At 57.4% G+C, this 16,979-nt stretch carries 17 protein-coding genes; 7 read left to right on the top strand and 10 right to left on the bottom strand.

Annotated elements, in window-relative coordinates; all coding sequences use genetic code 11:
• Positions 1 to 69: 69 nt before the first annotated feature.
• From Q0816_RS18240 to coxB, 9 genes are all read right to left on the bottom strand, one after another.
• Positions 70 to 654, bottom strand: coding sequence for a GNAT family protein (locus Q0816_RS18240; protein WP_298853293.1), 585 nt, complete (start codon positions 652 to 654; stop codon positions 70 to 72).
• Complete coding sequence (locus Q0816_RS18235) at positions 654 to 1,916, bottom strand: pitrilysin family protein (protein ID WP_298853291.1); 1,263 nt, start codon at positions 1,914 to 1,916, stop codon at positions 654 to 656. Before Q0816_RS18235 ends, Q0816_RS18240 begins: the two co-directional genes overlap by 1 nt.
• Positions 1,913 to 3,301 (bottom strand): threonine synthase, encoded by a 1,389-nt coding sequence (thrC, locus tag Q0816_RS18230; protein ID WP_298853289.1) that lies wholly within the window; start codon positions 3,299 to 3,301, stop codon positions 1,913 to 1,915. The genes Q0816_RS18235 and thrC overlap by 4 nt, the downstream gene beginning before the upstream one ends.
• Entirely contained in the window at positions 3,298 to 3,975 is a 678-nt protein-coding gene (locus Q0816_RS18225) for an SURF1 family protein (RefSeq protein ID WP_298853287.1), read from the bottom strand. The genes thrC and Q0816_RS18225 overlap by 4 nt, the downstream gene beginning before the upstream one ends.
• Before the next feature lie 156 nt (positions 3,976 to 4,131).
• Positions 4,132 to 4,947 carry a cytochrome c oxidase subunit 3 gene (locus tag Q0816_RS18220; protein WP_298853285.1) on the bottom strand — a complete coding sequence of 272 codons (816 nt, stop codon included), beginning with the start codon at positions 4,945 to 4,947 and terminating at the stop codon, positions 4,132 to 4,134.
• A gap of 22 nt (positions 4,948 to 4,969) precedes the next feature.
• The gene (locus Q0816_RS18215; protein WP_298853283.1) at positions 4,970 to 5,545 is read right to left on the bottom strand and encodes a cytochrome c oxidase assembly protein; all 576 of its coding nucleotides are present in this window, start codon (positions 5,543 to 5,545) and stop codon (positions 4,970 to 4,972) included.
• Positions 5,545 to 5,706 (bottom strand): hypothetical protein, encoded by a 162-nt coding sequence (locus tag Q0816_RS18210; protein ID WP_298853281.1) that lies wholly within the window; start codon positions 5,704 to 5,706, stop codon positions 5,545 to 5,547. Before Q0816_RS18210 ends, Q0816_RS18215 begins: the two co-directional genes overlap by 1 nt.
• Positions 5,703 to 6,653, bottom strand: coding sequence for a heme o synthase (gene cyoE, locus Q0816_RS18205; RefSeq protein WP_298853279.1), 951 nt, complete (start codon positions 6,651 to 6,653; stop codon positions 5,703 to 5,705). Before cyoE ends, Q0816_RS18210 begins: the two co-directional genes overlap by 4 nt.
• Before the next feature lie 87 nt (positions 6,654 to 6,740).
• On the bottom strand, positions 6,741 to 7,652 hold the full coding sequence (gene coxB, locus Q0816_RS18200; RefSeq protein ID WP_298853277.1) for a cytochrome c oxidase subunit II: 912 nt from the start codon (positions 7,650 to 7,652) through the stop codon (positions 6,741 to 6,743).
• Positions 7,653 to 7,828: 176 nt separating this feature from the next.
• Between coxB and tldD the strand changes: the two genes are divergently transcribed.
• The 5 genes from tldD (at position 7,829) to Q0816_RS18175 (ending at position 14,824) form a co-directional block, all read left to right on the top strand.
• The gene (gene tldD, locus Q0816_RS18195; protein ID WP_298853275.1) at positions 7,829 to 9,250 is read left to right on the top strand and encodes a metalloprotease TldD; all 1,422 of its coding nucleotides are present in this window, start codon (positions 7,829 to 7,831) and stop codon (positions 9,248 to 9,250) included.
• Between the two features lie 239 nt (positions 9,251 to 9,489).
• Complete coding sequence (gene dprA, locus Q0816_RS18190; protein ID WP_298853272.1) at positions 9,490 to 10,614, top strand: DNA-processing protein DprA; 1,125 nt, start codon at positions 9,490 to 9,492, stop codon at positions 10,612 to 10,614.
• A 166-nt stretch (positions 10,615 to 10,780) separates the two neighbouring features.
• Positions 10,781 to 13,402: a type I DNA topoisomerase gene (topA, locus tag Q0816_RS18185; protein ID WP_298853270.1), complete on the top strand. Its 2,622-nt coding sequence runs from the start codon at positions 10,781 to 10,783 to the stop codon at positions 13,400 to 13,402.
• 91 nt (positions 13,403 to 13,493) lie between these two features.
• Positions 13,494 to 14,198 carry a CoA transferase subunit A gene (locus Q0816_RS18180; RefSeq protein ID WP_298853267.1) on the top strand — a complete coding sequence of 235 codons (705 nt, stop codon included), beginning with the start codon at positions 13,494 to 13,496 and terminating at the stop codon, positions 14,196 to 14,198.
• On the top strand, positions 14,198 to 14,824 hold the full coding sequence (locus Q0816_RS18175; protein ID WP_298853265.1) for a 3-oxoacid CoA-transferase subunit B: 627 nt from the start codon (positions 14,198 to 14,200) through the stop codon (positions 14,822 to 14,824). The genes Q0816_RS18180 and Q0816_RS18175 overlap by 1 nt, the downstream gene beginning before the upstream one ends.
• A gap of 39 nt (positions 14,825 to 14,863) precedes the next feature.
• Here the strand turns inward: Q0816_RS18175 and Q0816_RS18170 are convergent, their stop codons facing one another.
• Positions 14,864 to 15,730: a lytic transglycosylase domain-containing protein gene (locus Q0816_RS18170; RefSeq protein WP_298853263.1), complete on the bottom strand. Its 867-nt coding sequence runs from the start codon at positions 15,728 to 15,730 to the stop codon at positions 14,864 to 14,866.
• Positions 15,731 to 16,083: 353 nt separating this feature from the next.
• On the opposite strand from Q0816_RS18170, the gene Q0816_RS18165 reads away from it, so the two are divergent.
• Both Q0816_RS18165 and Q0816_RS18160 read left to right on the top strand, forming a co-directional pair.
• Positions 16,084 to 16,314, top strand: coding sequence for a hypothetical protein (locus Q0816_RS18165; protein WP_298853261.1), 231 nt, complete (start codon positions 16,084 to 16,086; stop codon positions 16,312 to 16,314).
• 310 nt (positions 16,315 to 16,624) lie between these two features.
• On the top strand, positions 16,625 to 16,861 hold the full coding sequence (locus tag Q0816_RS18160; RefSeq protein ID WP_298853259.1) for a hypothetical protein: 237 nt from the start codon (positions 16,625 to 16,627) through the stop codon (positions 16,859 to 16,861).
• The last annotated feature ends 118 nt before the right edge of the window (positions 16,862 to 16,979 follow it).

The raw sequence follows: 16,979 nt of genomic DNA, 5'->3' as shown, positions 1-16,979 counted from the left end.
TGCCCCTTGTTCATCTGGCCCAAAATACCTCGGGGGAGGTGCGGCTTGCCGCGACGGGGGCAGAGCCCCCTACCCCGCGTCGGTTTTCCCGCGGCGGTCTGATCGCAGGCTGGCATACAGAACATGCGTTCGCCACCGCCCGTTGATCTGCAGATAAGACTGCGCCACGCCTTCGTACTTGAAGGACGAGCTTTCTAGCAGCCCGCGCGAAGCCCGGTTTTCCGGCAGGCAGGCCGCTTCGATCCGGCTCAGATCCAGGCGGGTAAAGGCATGATGAACCATGGCCCCGATCGCCTCACGCATATATCCCTGCCGGGCAAAAGCCTGACCGGTCCAGTATCCCAATGTGCCCGCCTGTGCAGGTCCGCGCCGGATGTTGTCCAACGTAATGGCCCCAACCAAAACATTGTCTTCGCGGCGAAACAGGAAAAGCGGGATCGCCGTCCCGCCCGCAACCGAGCGCTGCGCCCAATACACACGATTGGTAAAGGACTTGCGACTCAGGTGATCCCTCGCCCATATCGGCTCCCAAGGTGTCAGGTATTCTTTTGAGGCCCGCCGCAACGCCGCCCAGTCATTAAAGTCGGAGTGCACAGGCGGGCGCAAGCTGAGCCGCGCGGTTTCGAGTTTCAGCTTGCGTCTGCCCAACAGCATCAAGCCGCCCGCCTCTCCTGCAGCTCTGCCAGTGTCGGTGCGCCTGAAACCGGACCATACAGCGCCAGTGCCGCCGGGGCTTGCAAGGCCATGGTCTCAGCGAAGGTGCGCACATCCTCGGTACCGACCGCATCGATCTTGGCAACAGTGTCTTCTAAAGGAGGCACCCGGCCCCAGATTTGCACCAACCGCGCCAGACGTTCGGCCCGGTTCGAAGGGCTTTCAAGCCCCATCAACATCCCGGCCTTCATCTGCGCCCGGGCACGGGCAACCTCTTCGGCGCTCATGTCTTCGGCCGCTCGCTTCATCTCATCGATGGTGATTGTCGCCAGTTCGCCCACCTGATCCTCCGAGGTGCCAGCATAGATCGTCGTCGTACCGGTATCGGCATAGGCCCCAGTCTGCGCAAAGATTGTGTAACATAGCCCACGCGTCTCGCGCACTTCCTGGAACAGGCGCGAGGACATGCCCCCACCCAAAGCAGTCGAATAAACCTGCGCCGTATAAATCGCGTCATCGCTGTAACCCGGGCTTTCCAGCGCCAGCGCGAAATGGGCTTGTTCAAGCTCTTTTTCCTGTCGTGCCTCTCCACCGGTAAACCGAGCCGTTTCAGGGATCAGGCCCTCGCGCGATTGCAGATGACCAAACATCTCTTCGGCCATTTTCATCAGCGCATCGTGATCAACGGCACCTGCCGCCGACAGGATCATCTGCTCCGGCCCATAGTGCTGGGCCACAAAGCCGGACAGATCCTCGCGCGAAAACGCGCTGACCCGTTCGGTCGGGCCCAGAATGGTGCGGCCCAAAGGCTGGTCGTGATAGCTCTGCTCTTGAAGCCAATCAAAGATCACGTCATCGGGCGTGTCATAGGCTTGACCGATCTCCTGCAAGATCACGCCACGCTCGACCTCGATCTCGCGTGGATCAAAGACTGGGTTCAGGACAATATCGCCGATCACGTCCATGGCCAGTGCCACGTCGTCTTTCAGGACGCGCGCGTAATACGCCGTGACCTCGCGTGAGGTGTAAGCATTAATATAGCCACCCACATCCTCGATCGCCTCGGCGATTTGCAGCGCAGAACGGCGCTTAGTTCCCTTGAACGCCATATGTTCAAGGAAGTGCGCAATACCGTTCTGTTCGATGCGCTCATGCCGCCCACCTGCGGTCACCCAGATGCCAATGGACGCTGATTGCAGCCCTGGCATATGTTCACTGACGATACGAAATCCGTTCTTCAGTTGGTCTTGTCTGACAGTCACTCAGCAATATGCCTTTTGATATGATCCTCGAGGGCGCCCAGATCATTGGCAATGCGGGTCACCCGTTCCGGACGTTCATACAGATCAGTCATGCGGGATGGAAGAGGCGGATGTTCGCCGCTTGCCTTCTCCACCGCAGCCGGGAATTTCGCCGGATGCGCGGTGGCCAGTGTAATCATCGGTACGTCGACAGAACGGTGTTCCTCGGCAACTTTGATACCCACGGCGGTGTGTGGACAGACCAGTTCGGCGCTGTGCGCCAGAGTGTGCCTGATCGTCTCCAGCGTTTCCTCTTCGGAAACGCGACCTGAGTCGAAGTTTTCACTTAACGCTTCCATCGCGCCTTGGCTGACGTTGAAACCGCCGGTCTTCAGCTCATCCATCAGTTGCGCGACGGCCCCACCATCCTCGCCATAGGCATAATACAGCGCCCGTTCAAAGTTCGAGCTGACCTGAATATCCATCGACGGGCTGATTGAAGGGATGGTCTCGCCCTTGAAATACCCCTCGCCCGACAGACAGCGATGCAGGATGTCGTTCTGGTTGGTCGCTACTACCAGCCGGTCAATGGGCAGGCCCATGCGCTTTGCCAGATAGCCCGCGAAAATGTCACCGAAGTTGCCGGTCGGTACAGCGAAGCTGACCTTGCGATGCGGCGCGCCAAGAGTGACGGCGGAGGAGAAATAATAGACAACTTGCGCCAACACGCGGGCGAAGTTGATCGAGTTCACACCCGCCAGCCTGACCCCGTCGCGGAAGTCGAAATCGTTGAACATGTCTTTTACAGCAGCCTGACAATCGTCGAAGTCTCCGTCAACGGCCAAGGCATGTACGTTGCTGTCCTTAGGTGTCGTCATCTGGCGGCGTTGCACCTCGGATACACGGCCATGCGGGAACAGGATGAACACATCCACCGCATCCAGGCCCCGGAATGCCTCGATGGCTGCCGAACCGGTGTCGCCACTGGTCGCCCCAACGATGGTCACACGGTCTTCGCGACGCTTCAAGGCCACCTGGAACAGCTGGCCAATCAACTGCATGGCAAAGTCCTTGAAGGCCAGCGTCGGGCCATGGAACAGCTCCAGCAGAAAGTGGTTCTCGTTCAACTGTTTCAGCGGCGCGCGCGCATCGTGGCCGAAACTTTCATAGGCGCGGGCAATAATCGCCTTGAACTCATCCTCGGCAAACGAGCCGCTGACATAGGGCCACATCACGCGGAACGCGATCTCCTCGTACGGCAAAACTGCCAAGGCTGCGATCTCGTCCTGCGACATCACTGGGATCTCAGCCGGCAGATACAGGCCACCGTCGCGGGCCAAGCCGGTCAGCATTGCCTCTTCAAAGGTCAGTTCGGGCGCCTGCCCGCGGGTCGAGATGTATTTCATGTCGCGTCACTCTCAGAATTGGCACGTTTGCGCCACAGGAAGTATCCGGTCATCGCGGCCCAGACCAGAGCCAGACCAAACCAGGTGATTGCATATTGCAGGTGATCGTTGGGGATGCCTGCCGTACTAACCGGCAAGGGCGTCACGTTCGGGTCAGTCTCGGAGCGCGCGATCAGCAGCACCGGTTCGGCGCCCAAAGCGGAGGCCAGATTGGGCACATCGCGGGCAAACCAGATATTGTCATCGATATCCGGTTCAGGCGTATAACCGTCGATCTCATCCGGCCAGTGTAGATTGCCGGTGATCTCCATCGGGCCGGTCTCGCGACGCGTCTGTTTGGCTGTTGTCGGAACAAAACCCCGATCCACCAGAATGGTCCGGTCCTTGGTGCTGAAAGACTGGATGATACGATACCCTGCCCCGACTTGTTTGACCGAGACCAGAACATGGATTTCGCCTGGTTCCAGCTCACCCGAAATTGTCACCGGACGGTACTTGTCAGCGCCCTCTGAAACCTGCAACGGCAAGGCGATGGGATCGGCAGAGATACGGCTTTCGATCTCGGCCAACACCTCCTGCTTCCACGCAAGACGCTGCACCTGCCAAATGCCCAGCGACAGCAGCACGCCCAAACCAGCGAGGCCGAAGATCAGCAGGAACAGAATGCGGCGCATGTCAGGATCAAACCTCGTTGCAGGAACCGGCGTCTTGTTAAGGGGCGCGCGGTCCAAATTGCAACCACGCAATTGTATGGAGCGCAATCTTGCGCCCGGAATAGAGAAAAAGCCGCCCCGAAGGGCGGCTTTTGCAATTGGATCACCTGACCGGCGTTACATCAGCGGGGCTTGACCCCAGATGTAAACGGCAAAGAACAGGAACAGCCAGACGACGTCCACGAAGTGCCAGTACCAGGCTGCGGCTTCGAAGCCGACATGCTTTTCGGGTGTAAAGTCGCCCTTGAGGGCCCGTATCAGACAGACCGACAGGAAGATTGTTCCGATAAGCACATGCGCGCCGTGGAAACCAGTTGCCATGAAGAAGTTCGAATAGAACTGGTCGCCGCCGAATTCCCAGCCTTCATGGGCCAGCAGTTCATAGTACTCGAACGCCTGCAGCGCGGTAAAGGCGATGCCCAATACGATACCTATGGCCAGACCATTGATCAGTGCTTTGCGGTCATTGTCATGAACCAGAGCATGGTGCGCCCAGGTAATGGCACAACCCGACAGCAGCAGGACCAGAGTATTGATCAATGGCAGGTGGAACGGGTCGACTGCATGGATATCCGGCTGGATATATTCGGTGCCTGCATAATCATACATCGGATACATGCGATGTTTGAAGAACGACCAGAACCAGGCAAAGAAGAACATCACCTCGGACATCACGAACAGGATGAAGCCATAGCGCAGGCCGATGCGAACAACCGGTGTGTGGTCCCCCTGACGGCTTTCAACAACAACTTCGGACCACCAGGCAAACATGGTGTAGAGTACACCCACAACCCCCATCCAGAAAATCCATGGGGTCTTATCATGCATCCACAAAACGGCCCCGAACAGCATCACAAAGCCGCTGACGGCGCCGATTAGCGGCCAGATCGACGGGTTCAGAATATGGTAGTCATGGTCTTTAGCATGTGCCATCAGCGTCCCTCACCTACAGGCGTTAGTTCTTGGTTGTCTCAGCCTGCACGTCAAGGGCGGCGTAGCCCTCGGGCAGGTCAATTTCGTAGAATGTATACGACAGAGTGATCGTATGAACATATTTTGCTTCAAGATCATCGACCATGTCGGGATCGACGAAGAAAGTTACCGGCATCTCTACGCGTTCACCGGGTTGCAGCACCTGCTCTTCAAAGCAGAAACAGGCAATTTTCTGGAAATATCCGCCTGCCGAGTAGGGTGCCACGTTGTATGAGGCCTGACCAGCGATCGGGCGATCCGTCGCGTTGTACGCTTCATAGAAGGCCAGTCCTGTCTCGCCGATGCGCACTTCCATCTCACGTACGACGGGTTTGAATTCCCAGGCCATGTCTCTGGCCTTGGACGCGTCAAACCTTACGGTGACGGTACGATCCAGAATTTCTTCCGGGGCGGCTTCGGCGACACCGGTGGTGCCACCAAACCCGGTCACGCGGCAAAACCAGTCGTAGAAAGGAACCGATGCCCAGGCCAGGCTGCCCATCAGGACAACCACGCCGACGGTTTGAGCGACTGTTTTCTGAGGACCGGACAACGCCATCAGTTCTGGATCTCTTGCGTGGCCATACTAAAATCAGTGCCCGAGACCTTGACGATGGTCAGGCCAAAGACAATCACAATAAAGGCCGCCAGCGTCAGACCAACCCCCAGATTGCGGCTGAACCGGCGCTGATGCAGCTCGTGACTTTTGCGCAGGCTCATGACCAGCCTCCCAGAACATGGGGTTTCAACAGGGCTTCGACCAGAATCGCGCCGAAATGCAGGAACAGGTATAGCAGAGATAGCTTGAAGAAACTGCGCTCAACCTTGAAGTTATCGAACTCAGAATCGTCCTCTGTCCGGCGTGATATCCGCCAGGCGCCACGCAGGAACAAGGCGTTCATCACCAGTGCGACCGTCAGGTAAATCGGGCCGCCGATGCCAGAGAATGCAGTCCCCACGGCTAGAATCGCCAGCAAAGCCGTGTAGACAAGAATATGAACGCGCGTCGCCCTACGACCGTGCGTAACGGTCAGCATTGGCACGCCAGCATCGTCATAATCCGAGCGCATGAACAGGGCCAGCGCCCAGAAATGCGGCGGAGTCCACATGAAGGTCAGGGCGAACATCAGCCAGGGCTCAACCGCCATGGACCCGGTTGCGGCGACCCATCCGATCACTGGCGGGAACGCACCCGCTGCGCCACCGATCACGATGTTCTGCGGCGTCGAACGTTTCAGCCACATCGTGTAGACCACGACATAGAAAAAGATGGTAAAACCCAGAAACGCGCCTGCGAACCAATTGGTCGCAAGTCCCAGCATGATCACCGAAAGGCCGGACAAGGCCAGACCGATGGCCATTGCCTCGCCCTCTTCCACCTTGCCGGATGGGATAGGACGGCCTTTGGTACGCTTCATCACCTTGTCGATATCCGCGTCCCACCACATGTTCAGCGCGCCGGATGCGCCGCCACCAATGGCGATAAACAAAATGGCGCAGAAGCCGACAAAGGGATGGACCGGAACAGGAGCCGCCAACAAACCGACAAGTGCCGTGAACACAACCAGAGACATCACCCGCGGCTTCAGCAGGGCGAAGTAATCGCCGAAGCTGGCCTCGTCCGCATGGGCAGTCGCTGTGCTGGCATTGATGCTTGCGTCGGTCATCTCGGGTCCTTTGGGGGCCAAAGCTGCGCGGTCCAACCGCACAGCCTGCGTTTATGTCAGACGGGCACCAACCCGCCCTTGGTGCGCTCAGTTCGAAGCGACCTGATAGCTTTGCGGCAATCCTGCATATTCGTCGATCGCGCCTTGCAGCCACGCGTCATAGACTTCCTGGCTGACCACTTTGACTGTGATCGGCATATAGGCATGATCCTTGCCGCAGAGTTCAGAACACTGACCGAAGTAAATGCCTTCTTTATCCGCCTCGAACCACAGTTCAGCCAGACGTCCGGGCACGCCGTCCTGTTTCACGCCAAAAGACGGGATGGTCCAGGAATGGATCACATCAGACGCGGTAACCTGCATCACGATGACCTTGCCGACCGGAACAACAACCGCGGTGTCAGTAGCCAGCAGCCATTCGTCATCGCTGTAGCCTGCATCCGCCAGCTTGGCGCGCATCGCGTCATCCAGAACAAACGGGGTCACATCCGCATCGGCCGGGCGCGCGCCTTCGTCCAGAGTGGCCGGATGACCCAGCAGATAGCTGTCGAACGCAAAATCGTGATCGACATATTCGTAGGTCCAGTACCACTGGTTGCCCACAACCTTGATGGTGATGTCACCTTCGGGAATTTCCTGCTGATTGAACAGAACCGGCAGCGAAAATGAACCGATGATTACCAGAATCAAGATCGGGCCCAGCGTCCAAGCGATCTCGACCGGTGTATAGTGCGAGAACCGCGCCGGGGTCGGATTCACGCGCTGGTTATAGCGTACGATACACCAGACCAGCAGGCCGGCGACCAGGATACAGACCGCTGTGATGATCACTAGAATCAGGTCGTCCAGATCCCGGATACCCTGAGCAAGACTGGTAGCTGCGGGCTGGAAACCCACGCCACCGTCAACCGGCTTACCAATAATCTCAAGCTCCTGAGCCATGGCGGGAAGGCTGGAGAGGGCTGTCATAAACCCTGAAAGCATCAAAGCATTCTTCATGTTCTGTCCTGATCGTTTGATCTTTGCGTCCCTGGCGAAAAGATGTGAATCGGTCACACCTCTCCCGTTGTCTTTGGCCGCGTTAAAAACCATATTCCGTCGGGTAGATAAAGCAAAATGCTTGCGTCAAACAGACGCTATTTTTGATCTGGATCAAACCCGAAAGGTCCCAACCCATGTCCGACGCACCGTTTCGCCCTTTTGAGAGCGCTCTTCCGCATGATGAAGCGCTGGCCATATTGCGCTCGGCAACGGGCGGGGCCGAGGATGGGGAGCTTTTTGTCGAAAGACGAAAATCCGAATCTCTGGTGTTCGATGACGGGCGTTTGCGGACCGCGTCTTATGATGCGTCCGAGGGGTTCGGTCTGCGCGCCGTACAGGGTGAAGTGGCCGGGTACGCGCATTCGACGGATATTTCAATTTCGGCGCTGAAACGGGCCGCAGAAACCGCCAGGCTGGCAGTGGGAGATGGCGGCGGCACGTTGGACGACGCTCCACGTTCGACCAATGCCCGCCTGTATACGGGCGAAGACCCAATCGATTCCGCCGCGTTCCCGGTCAAGATCGAGACATTACGCGAGATCGACGCCTTTGCCCGTGATCTTGACCCGCGTGTCGTTCAGGTCAGCGCAACGATTGCTGCAGCTGTGCAGGAGGTGGAGATTCTGCGCCCCGATGACGTTTTGGTGCGCGACGTTCGGCCGATGACACGCGTGAATGTTTCGGTGATCGTCGAGCAGAACGGGCGTCGCGAAAGCGGATCGGCGGGCGGCGGCGGGCGGGTCGGCCTGAGCGGGTTGATCGACCCTATCGACTGGCAAGCCAAGGCCCGCGAAGCCCTGCGCATTGCTTTGGTCAATCTGGACGCAATCCCAGCCCCAGCGGGTGTCATGGAAGTCGCGCTTGGCCCCGGCTGGCCTGGCATTCTGCTGCACGAAGCCATTGGTCACGGGCTTGAGGGCGATTTCAACCGCAAGGGCAGCTCGGCCTTTGCCGGGTTGATGGGGCAACAGATCGCCTCGAAGGGTGTGACTGTTGTGGATGACGGCACGATTGCAGACCGGCGCGGCTCAATCACTGTGGATGACGAGGGCACGCCCAGTTCGCGCACGGTGCTGATCGAAGACGGCGTTCTGACCGGCTATATGCAGGACCGTCAGAACGCACGGCTGATGGGTGTTGCGCCCACTGGAAACGGGCGGCGGCAGAGCTATGCGCACAAACCCATGCCACGCATGACCAACACAATCATGTTGGGGGGTGTGTCAAACCCAGAGGCTCTGGTGGCGGATATCAAAGACGGCATCTGGGCGGTTGGTTTTGGCGGCGGTCAGGTGGACATCACCAATGGCAAGTTCGTTTTCTCGTGCACCGAAGCCTACCGGGTCGAAAACGGCAAGATCGGCGCGCCCGTCAAAGGGGCCACGCTGATCGGCGACGGACCTTCGGCGTTGAAACGTATCCGTGGTCTCGGCAACGACATGGCCCTGGACCCGGGCATGGGTACCTGCGGTAAGGATGGACAATGGGTACCGGTAGGCGTTGGCCAGCCGACCGTCTTGATGGATGGGTTGACTGTCGGCGGCTCGGCGGCCTGAGTCGGTTTCATGGTTCGGAGAGAGGCGCAAGGTTAACATCGCGCCTCTTTTTCCCACGTATTTTGTTCTGCGTGTTCAGATTACGCCCTTTGTCACAGATTAATTCTTTTACTTATTTTCATATACTTAGATGTCTTTCATCCTATTGGATTGCGAAAATTCGCTTCTAATTTTCGACGATTCACAAGCTGTTAACCGCCCGTCCCGTAAACCAGTTCTGCAACAAGGCGGAGCAACGGATGACCGAAGAGCAGCTTTCTTCCAATCACCCCCCACTCCCACCCACCACGGAAGAGGACCGGTTTTCGTGGCTTCGCCTTTTGCGGTCCCGCAAGGTCGGTCCGGCGACGTTTCGTCGACTGCTGCGCGAACACGGCTCGGCGCAGAACGCGCTGGCCGCGCTGCCTGAAATGGCGCGTGCTGCCGGTATAGAAGGGTATGAAACCTGCCCCCCCGGCGTGATCGAGACGGAACTCAAGGCCGCAAAAGCTGCCAAAGCGCGGCTTTTGTGCCTTGGGTCCGCTGATTTTCCCGAAGCGCTGAATGACTTGAATGACGTCCCCCCGATGCTGTGGGCGATCGGGGATGTTTCGCTTTTGCAACAATCCGCCGTTGCGGTGGTAGGGGCAAGGAACTGCTCTTCGCTAGGCGCCAGGATGGCACGTGGGCTGGCGACCGAATTGGGCAACAAAGAGCATGTGATTGTCTCCGGTCTTGCGCGTGGCATCGATACGGCCGCGCATAGGGCTGCGCTGGATTCCGGCACCATCGCAGTCATGGCGGGCGGTGTGGACGTAATCTACCCTGCTGAGAACACGGAACTGGCCCACGAAATCGCCGTTAAAGGTTTGCGTTTGTCGGAGCAACCAATGGGCGTGACACCCCAGGCCCGGCACTTTCCACGCCGAAATCGGATTATTTCGGGCCTGGCGCAGGCCGTTGTCGTGGTCGAGGCGGCCGCCAAGTCCGGCAGCCTGATCACGGCACGTGACGCGTTGGATCAGGGGCGCGAGGTTCTGGCTGTTCCCGGCCATCCCTTCGATGCGCGGGCCGCCGGATGCAATCTGTTGATTCGCGATGGCGCAATGCTGGTCCGATCTGCAGATGACATTATTGAGGCCTTGCCGCAGAAGCCTGATCTGTTTTCCAGACAGCCCGCATCACCCCCTGAACCAATTGTGCGTCCTGCACAGGACTTGCATGTGCAAATCCTCGAGCGGCTGGGTCCTTCACCCATCGCAGAAGACCAATTGCTGCGTGATATCACGGCCACTGCCGGTGAGCTCGGTCCTGCGTTGGTCGATCTTGAACTGGACGGGCGAATCCAGCGTCAACCCGGAGGTTTGTTGTCGCTGGCTGGCTGATCTCGCTGATCTCTGGATGCATCAGGCATAAAAAACATCGGATAGCGTGCTGAAATAACGACGCTTTTCAAGCTGCGAAAGGAACGCATTGACAATTCCCGCTTGCCCCACACATTTTGCTCCACCATAGAAGGCGCCATATTCGTCGAGCGAGGTTTTCCCTTAAATGCCTGTAGTTGTTGTAGAATCTCCGGCCAAAGCAAAAACAATCAATAAGTACCTTGGCCCCGACTACATTGTTTTGGCCTCTTACGGCCATGTGCGGGACCTGCCGCCAAAAGACGGATCGGTCGATCCCGAGCACGAATTTACCATGAAATGGGAGGTCGGAAACGACAGCCGCAAACATGTCAAAGCCATCGCTGACGCGCTGAAGGAAGACAACGCGCTAATCCTCGCCACCGACCCTGATCGCGAGGGCGAGGCGATCAGCTGGCACCTGCAAGAGACGCTGACCAAGCGTCGTTCGATCAAAAAAGACACACCGGTCAGCCGGGTTACTTTCAACGCGATCACCAAGGATGCCGTGACCGAGGCGATGCAAAACCCACGCGATGTGGATATGCCGCTGGTCGAGGCCTATCTGGCCCGCCGCGCTTTGGACTATCTGGTAGGTTTTAACCTTTCGCCGGTTCTGTGGCGCAAACTGCCCGGTGCGAAATCCGCAGGCCGCGTGCAATCGGTCTGCCTGCGCCTGATCGTTGAGCGCGAGATGGAGATCGAGGCCTTCAAGCCGATCGAATACTGGTCGGTCCGGGCGTTGTTCGAAACACCGCGCGGTCAGACCTATGAGGCGAGACTGGTCACGCTGGCAGGCAAAAAGCTGGACAGACACGATCTGGCCAACGCCACACAGGCGGAACTGGCGGTTCAGGCCATAACCAGCCGCGCGCTTTCTGTCACCTCAGTCGAGGCCAAGCCTGCCGCTCGCAACCCCAGCGCACCGTTTATGACCTCGACCCTGCAGCAGGAAGCCAGCCGCAAATTCGGCATGGGTGCACGTCATGCAATGCAGGTGGCGCAGCGGCTGTATGAAGCCGGATACATTACTTATATGCGGACCGACGGCATCGACATGGCGCCTGAAGCCGTCTCTGCGGCACGCAACGCCATTACCGATCGGTATGGCGCGGAATATGTGCCGGACAGCCCGCGCATCTACAAAAACAAAGCCAAGAACGCTCAGGAAGCGCACGAATGTATCCGTCCAACTGATATGTCACGTGATGCCAAGGCCCTGAAAGTTACTGATGAGGATCAGCGCAAGCTTTATGATCTGATCTGGAAGCGCACTATTGCCTGTCAGATGGCTGCCGCCCGTTTGGAGCGAACGACGGTCGAGATTGGCAGCGATGACGGGCAGGTCGGTCTGCGCGCCACTGGTCAGGTCGTGATGTTCGACGGATTTATGCGAGTCTATGAAGAAGGCCGTGATGACGTCGCAGACGAGGATGAAAAACGCCTGCCGCAAATCATGCAGGGTGATCCGGCGCGTTTTGCCAGGACGTCCCTGAAGGATCAGTTCTCCAAGGCGACCAGCGATAGCGGTGACAAGGTCGCGAAAGAGGCAATCCTGTCCGAGAACGAATCCGTTCTTGCCCTGCAGCACCACACCCAACCTCCACCCCGCTATACCGAGGCGACTTTGGTCAAGCGGATGGAAGAGTTGGGGATCGGGCGCCCATCGACCTACGCGTCGATCGTAACCACGATTCAGGACCGCGAATATGTGCGCAAGGATAAGAACCGCCTGATCCCTGAGGAAAAGGGGCGGATCGTCACGATTTTTCTGCTGAATTTCTTTCGCCAGTATGTGGGCTATGAGTTCACCGCCAATCTGGAAGAACAACTGGACGATGTCAGCGCGGGCGGCCGAGATTACAAAGAGTTGCTGAGCAAGTTCTGGCGGGATTTCTCGGCCGCAATTGGCGAAACCTCCGAACTGCGCATCTCGGAAGTGCTGGACAAGCTGGATGAGGCACTGGCGCCGCAGCTCTACCCCCCCCGCGAGGACGGATCAGACCCGCGCGTCTGCCCGAAATGCGGCGCAGGCCAGCTGCACCTGAAAACCTCGCGCACAGGCGGGTTCGTGGGCTGTGGCAATTACCCCGAATGCACCTATACCCGTCCGATCGCGGGCGAAGGCGCCGAGGGTGAAGAACGTTTGCTGGGAGAAGATTCCGGTGACGATATCTGGCTGAAATCCGGTCGCTTTGGCCCCTATGTTCAGCGCGGCGAACCAACGCCCGAGAACAAAAAACCGCCACGTGCCTCACTGCCACGCGGCTGGAGCAAGGACGACATGGATTTGGACAAGGCTCTGACGCTGCTGTCCCTGCCCCGTCAGATCGGCGAACACCCCGAAGGCGGCACGATAAGCTCGAATTTCGGACGGTTCGGCCCATACCTGATGCATCAGCTGGCCGATGAATCCAAGCCGGTCTACGCCAATCTCAAGGATCCCAACGACGTGTTCGAGATCGGCATGAACCGCGCCGTCGAGCTGCTGGCCGAGAAGCGTGCCAACCCAGGTCGGCGCGGAAGTGCCGCCGCGAAGCCGCTGAAAGAACTGGGCGAACACCCCGATGGTGGTGCGATGCAGGTTCTGGACGGACGCTATGGGCCATATGTGAAATGGGAAAAGGTAAACGCGACCATCCCCAAAGATATTAAGCCCGAGGACGTGACACAGGAAATGGCCGTCGAATTAGTTAACGAACGCGCGGCCAAGAAAGGCACCAAGAAAAAGGCCGCCGCTAAAAAGACAACCAAGAAAGCGGCTGGGTAGGTAGAAATACCATCACCCCCTTGGTTTCATTGACTTCCCAATGACGTGGCGGCACAACCTGCCCATCACCATGTCATTGGGGGAGTTTTCCATGAAGAAAATCTATGCCAATGCCACCGAGGCGCTCGATGGGGTGCTGACGGATGGCATGCTGATTGCCGCAGGCGGGTTTGGCCTGTGCGGCATTCCGGAAGTGTTGCTTGAGGCCATCAGGGAATCGGGCGTCAAAGACCTGAGCTTTGCATCGAACAACGCCGGTGTGGACGATTTCGGCATCGGCATCCTGCTGCAAACGAAACAGGTCAAGAAGATGATCAGTTCGTATGTCGGCGAAAACGCCGAATTCATGCGCCAGTATCTGAGCGGTGAGTTGGAGCTGGAATTCAACCCGCAGGGCACTCTGGCGGAACGGATGCGTGCCGGTGGCGCTGGCATCCCGGGATTCTACACAAAAACCGGCGTTGGCACCGTGATCGCCGATGGCAAGGAGCACAAGGACTTCAACGGCGAAACCTACATCCTTGAAGAAGGTATCTTTGCTGATCTGGCCATCGTGAAAGCGTGGAAAGCGGACGACACCGGCAATCTGGTATTCCGCAAGACCGCCCGCAATTTCAACGTTCCCGCAGCGACCTGCGGCAAGATCTGCGTAGCTGAAGTGGAAGAGATCGTACCGCGCGGCTCATTGGACCCGGACATGATCCATCTGCCCGGCATCTATGTGAACCGCATTGTGCAGGGGACCCATGAAAAGCGCATTGAACAGCGCACCACCCGTAAAAAGGAGGAAGCATAATGCCCTGGGATCGCGATCAGATGGCCGCACGTGCGGCGGAAGAGCTTGAAGACGGCATGTATGTGAACCTCGGTATCGGGATTCCGACGCTAGTGGCGAATTTTGTGGGGGACAAGGATATCACCCTGCAGTCGGAAAACGGAATGCTGGGCATGGGCCCCTTCCCTTTTGAAGGCGAAGAAGACCCCGACCTGATCAACGCGGGCAAACAGACGATCACCGAATTGTCCCGCACGGCCTATTTCGACAGCGCCACATCTTTCGCCATGATCCGCGGCGGCAAGATCGCAGCTGCGATTCTGGGCGCCATGGAGGTGGATGAGAAAGGCGATCTGGCCAACTGGATGATTCCCGGCAAGCTTGTGAAAGGCATGGGCGGTGCCATGGATCTGGTCGCAGGCGTTGGCCGCGTGATCGTTGTGATGGATCACACCAACAAACACGGCGACAGTAAGGTCCTGAAGGAATGCACCCTGCCGTTGACGGGTAAGGGCGTCGTGGATCGCATCATCACCAATCTGGGTGTGCTGGATGTGGTCGATGGTGGATTGAAAATCGTCGAACTGGCAGAAGGTGTCAGCACAGAAGAGATGCGCGCCGCCACAGAGGCGACAATCGTTTCCTGATCAAATGGAAAGGCCCGCCAGATTTTGGCGGACCTTTTTTCAGTTAGAGGTCTGGAACACGCAGCCATCCGAAATCAGATCCGGCGGCGTGGTGCACAAGGCCCGCGCGATCTGAAAGGCGGCCAGAACCTTGGGCACATAATCCCGGGTTTCGGTATAAGGCGGCACTCCGCTGTGTTTACGTACCGCACCCTCACCCGCATTATACCCGGCGAGTACAAGAATCGGGTCATTCCCGAACTCTTCCATCAGCCAGTTGAGGTATTTCACGCCACCCGCGATGTTCTCGGAAGGTTGAAGACTGTCTTTTACTCCGAACCGGGCCGCCGTGGCGGGCATCAACTGCATAAGACCTTGCGCACCGGCAGAACTGACAGCGTCAGCACGGCCGGCTGATTCCACCGAAATCACAGCCAGCACCAGCGCAGGTGACACATTTGTTCCTACAGTAGACCGCAGAATCTCGATCCCGCGTTCTTTTGCGATGTTTTGCAGCGTTTGCAGTCGCGGTGATCTTACGTTGGTCGCGGCCAAAGCGTTGATAGCCGCATCAATCCGCCCGGCTCCGCCTTCATCAATATGCGGTGAGATCCGGTTCCAGAATGCCTTGTACGATCCTTTGGGATCCCGTTTGACTTCCGTTCCCGGCACTGTAGGTGGAGAGACTTTGGTACGCGCGATGATTTCAGGAACCACCAGTTCGGTGCCCGTACTGGGCGCCGACGGTTTGGCTGCATGTTCTTCCGGTGTAATCTGAACGGTTACACGCGGGCGTTCGCCGGTCTTGGGGGCTTTGACTCGCTTGTATACGCCACGCGGTTCCAACTCGGTCGCATTCAAGGATGCAGTGCCCGATATCAGAAACGCCAGCACACCGGCGCATTGGAGTGCGTTCCGGAGATTCATTTGCCTGCCTCGTGCTTTCTTTTTACGCGATTTGAACCCCGAATCTTCGCGCAAAGCCAGAAAAACAAAGCGAAATGGGGCAATTTCGCCTCATTTGGCGCAATTTTGCATCGCTACAGAGCGTTCGTTTGGACCAGTTTGATTTTTTTTTCATTTATTTTCAATGCTCTACATAATTCATAACCAAAAAGTTAAGCTGTACGGAAAAAAATCGGCGTTTGGCCCAATTCCTGCCACGCCCAACCGTCAAACATAGTCCCATACCGAGACGGACATGAGCGGACTGAGAGAGAAAGCTCTGAAAGACGCCGAGGTTTGTTAAACTTTATTTGATCCTTTAGGAGGGACGTAACATGATCAAGTTCATCAAGAACTTCCGCAAAGACGAAGACGGCGCAGTAACAGTTGACTGGGTTGTTCTGACCGCAGCAGTCATCGGCCTGGCAGCCGTTGCATACCAGCAGATCGAAACTGGCGCCACCGGCCTGGCAACTGGCGTTAACGAAGCGCTGAACGCCGCATCGCTGAGCACCGGCAGCAACACCGCAGCTGGCGGTATCACCGGCGAAGGCAAAAGCCAGTAAGCTGCAGACATAGCGAAATTCCAAGGCCGTGCCCAACAGGCGCGGCCTTTTTTGTGCTCTGAAACACCGCCAGCGCAAACTTATCTGACTTTATATTCGAACAAGCTTTCCAGGCCACGCCGCGCCCTAGATACGCCCCCGAAGCACCCCAAGCTCATGCGGTACATTCGTGTCAAAAAATAAGGGAATCCTCTTGGAACCCCAATTTTCCTGACGAAACCAACATTTAGTCAAATTTTTGCCATTCAGGCGAACCAGTCATAGGCCAACTTTATGACAATACTGACACGACGTATTGGGAGATAAGCACATGATCAGATTCCTTAATCGATTCAAATCAGACGAAACAGGAGCGGTGACGGTTGACTGGGTTGTATTGACGGCTGTGGTCATCGGATTGTCAGGCGCAACCTACCTCGTGATCAGCTCAAGCGTGGACAGCATGGGCGGCAATATCAACGAAGCCATGAACACTGCGGTTGTCAGCACCGGCTCAAACAGCGCTCCCTCTGGTATCATCACGGCGGGAACTGCGGGCGGGAACTGAACCTCGGCAGGATTACGCATCAATTGGGTTCCCCAGGCCTCGTGTTCGACCGGTTGAACATAAAACGCTGTGACCTTTGGAGGTGCGGCGTTTTTTGTTGTTCCTGCTGTGGTGTAAG

The sequence above is a fragment of the uncultured Ruegeria sp. genome, from assembly GCF_947497005.1.
Lineage (GTDB): Bacteria > Pseudomonadota > Alphaproteobacteria > Rhodobacterales > Rhodobacteraceae > Ruegeria.
The sequence above is the reverse complement of the archived record's forward strand: the minus strand, read 5'-3'. Positions and strand labels throughout refer to the sequence as shown.

What these genes read in the sequence shown, in the direction of transcription:
- Q0816_RS18240 (WP_298853293.1), bottom strand. Translation starts at nt 654, where the DNA reads ATGCTGTTGGGCAGACGCAAGCTGAAACTCGAAACCGCGCGGCTCAGC.
- thrC (WP_298853289.1), bottom strand. Translation starts at nt 3,301, where the DNA reads ATGAAATACATCTCGACCCGCGGGCAGGCGCCCGAACTGACCTTTGAA.
- Q0816_RS18225 (WP_298853287.1), bottom strand. Translation starts at nt 3,975, where the DNA reads ATGCGCCGCATTCTGTTCCTGCTGATCTTCGGCCTCGCTGGTTTGGGC.
- Q0816_RS18220 (WP_298853285.1), bottom strand. Translation starts at nt 4,947, where the DNA reads ATGGCACATGCTAAAGACCATGACTACCATATTCTGAACCCGTCGATC.
- Q0816_RS18215 (WP_298853283.1), bottom strand. Translation starts at nt 5,545, where the DNA reads ATGGCGTTGTCCGGTCCTCAGAAAACAGTCGCTCAAACCGTCGGCGTG.
- Q0816_RS18210 (WP_298853281.1), bottom strand. Translation starts at nt 5,706, where the DNA reads ATGAGCCTGCGCAAAAGTCACGAGCTGCATCAGCGCCGGTTCAGCCGC.
- cyoE (WP_298853279.1), bottom strand. Translation starts at nt 6,653, where the DNA reads ATGACCGACGCAAGCATCAATGCCAGCACAGCGACTGCCCATGCGGAC.
- coxB (WP_298853277.1), bottom strand. Translation starts at nt 7,652, where the DNA reads ATGAAGAATGCTTTGATGCTTTCAGGGTTTATGACAGCCCTCTCCAGC.
- tldD (WP_298853275.1), top strand. Translation starts at nt 7,829, where the DNA reads ATGTCCGACGCACCGTTTCGCCCTTTTGAGAGCGCTCTTCCGCATGAT.
- dprA (WP_298853272.1), top strand. Translation starts at nt 9,490, where the DNA reads ATGACCGAAGAGCAGCTTTCTTCCAATCACCCCCCACTCCCACCCACC.
- topA (WP_298853270.1), top strand. Translation starts at nt 10,781, where the DNA reads ATGCCTGTAGTTGTTGTAGAATCTCCGGCCAAAGCAAAAACAATCAAT.
- Q0816_RS18180 (WP_298853267.1), top strand. Translation starts at nt 13,494, where the DNA reads ATGAAGAAAATCTATGCCAATGCCACCGAGGCGCTCGATGGGGTGCTG.
- Q0816_RS18175 (WP_298853265.1), top strand. Translation starts at nt 14,198, where the DNA reads ATGCCCTGGGATCGCGATCAGATGGCCGCACGTGCGGCGGAAGAGCTT.
- Q0816_RS18170 (WP_298853263.1), bottom strand. Translation starts at nt 15,730, where the DNA reads ATGAATCTCCGGAACGCACTCCAATGCGCCGGTGTGCTGGCGTTTCTG.
- Q0816_RS18165 (WP_298853261.1), top strand. Translation starts at nt 16,084, where the DNA reads ATGATCAAGTTCATCAAGAACTTCCGCAAAGACGAAGACGGCGCAGTA.
- Q0816_RS18160 (WP_298853259.1), top strand. Translation starts at nt 16,625, where the DNA reads ATGATCAGATTCCTTAATCGATTCAAATCAGACGAAACAGGAGCGGTG.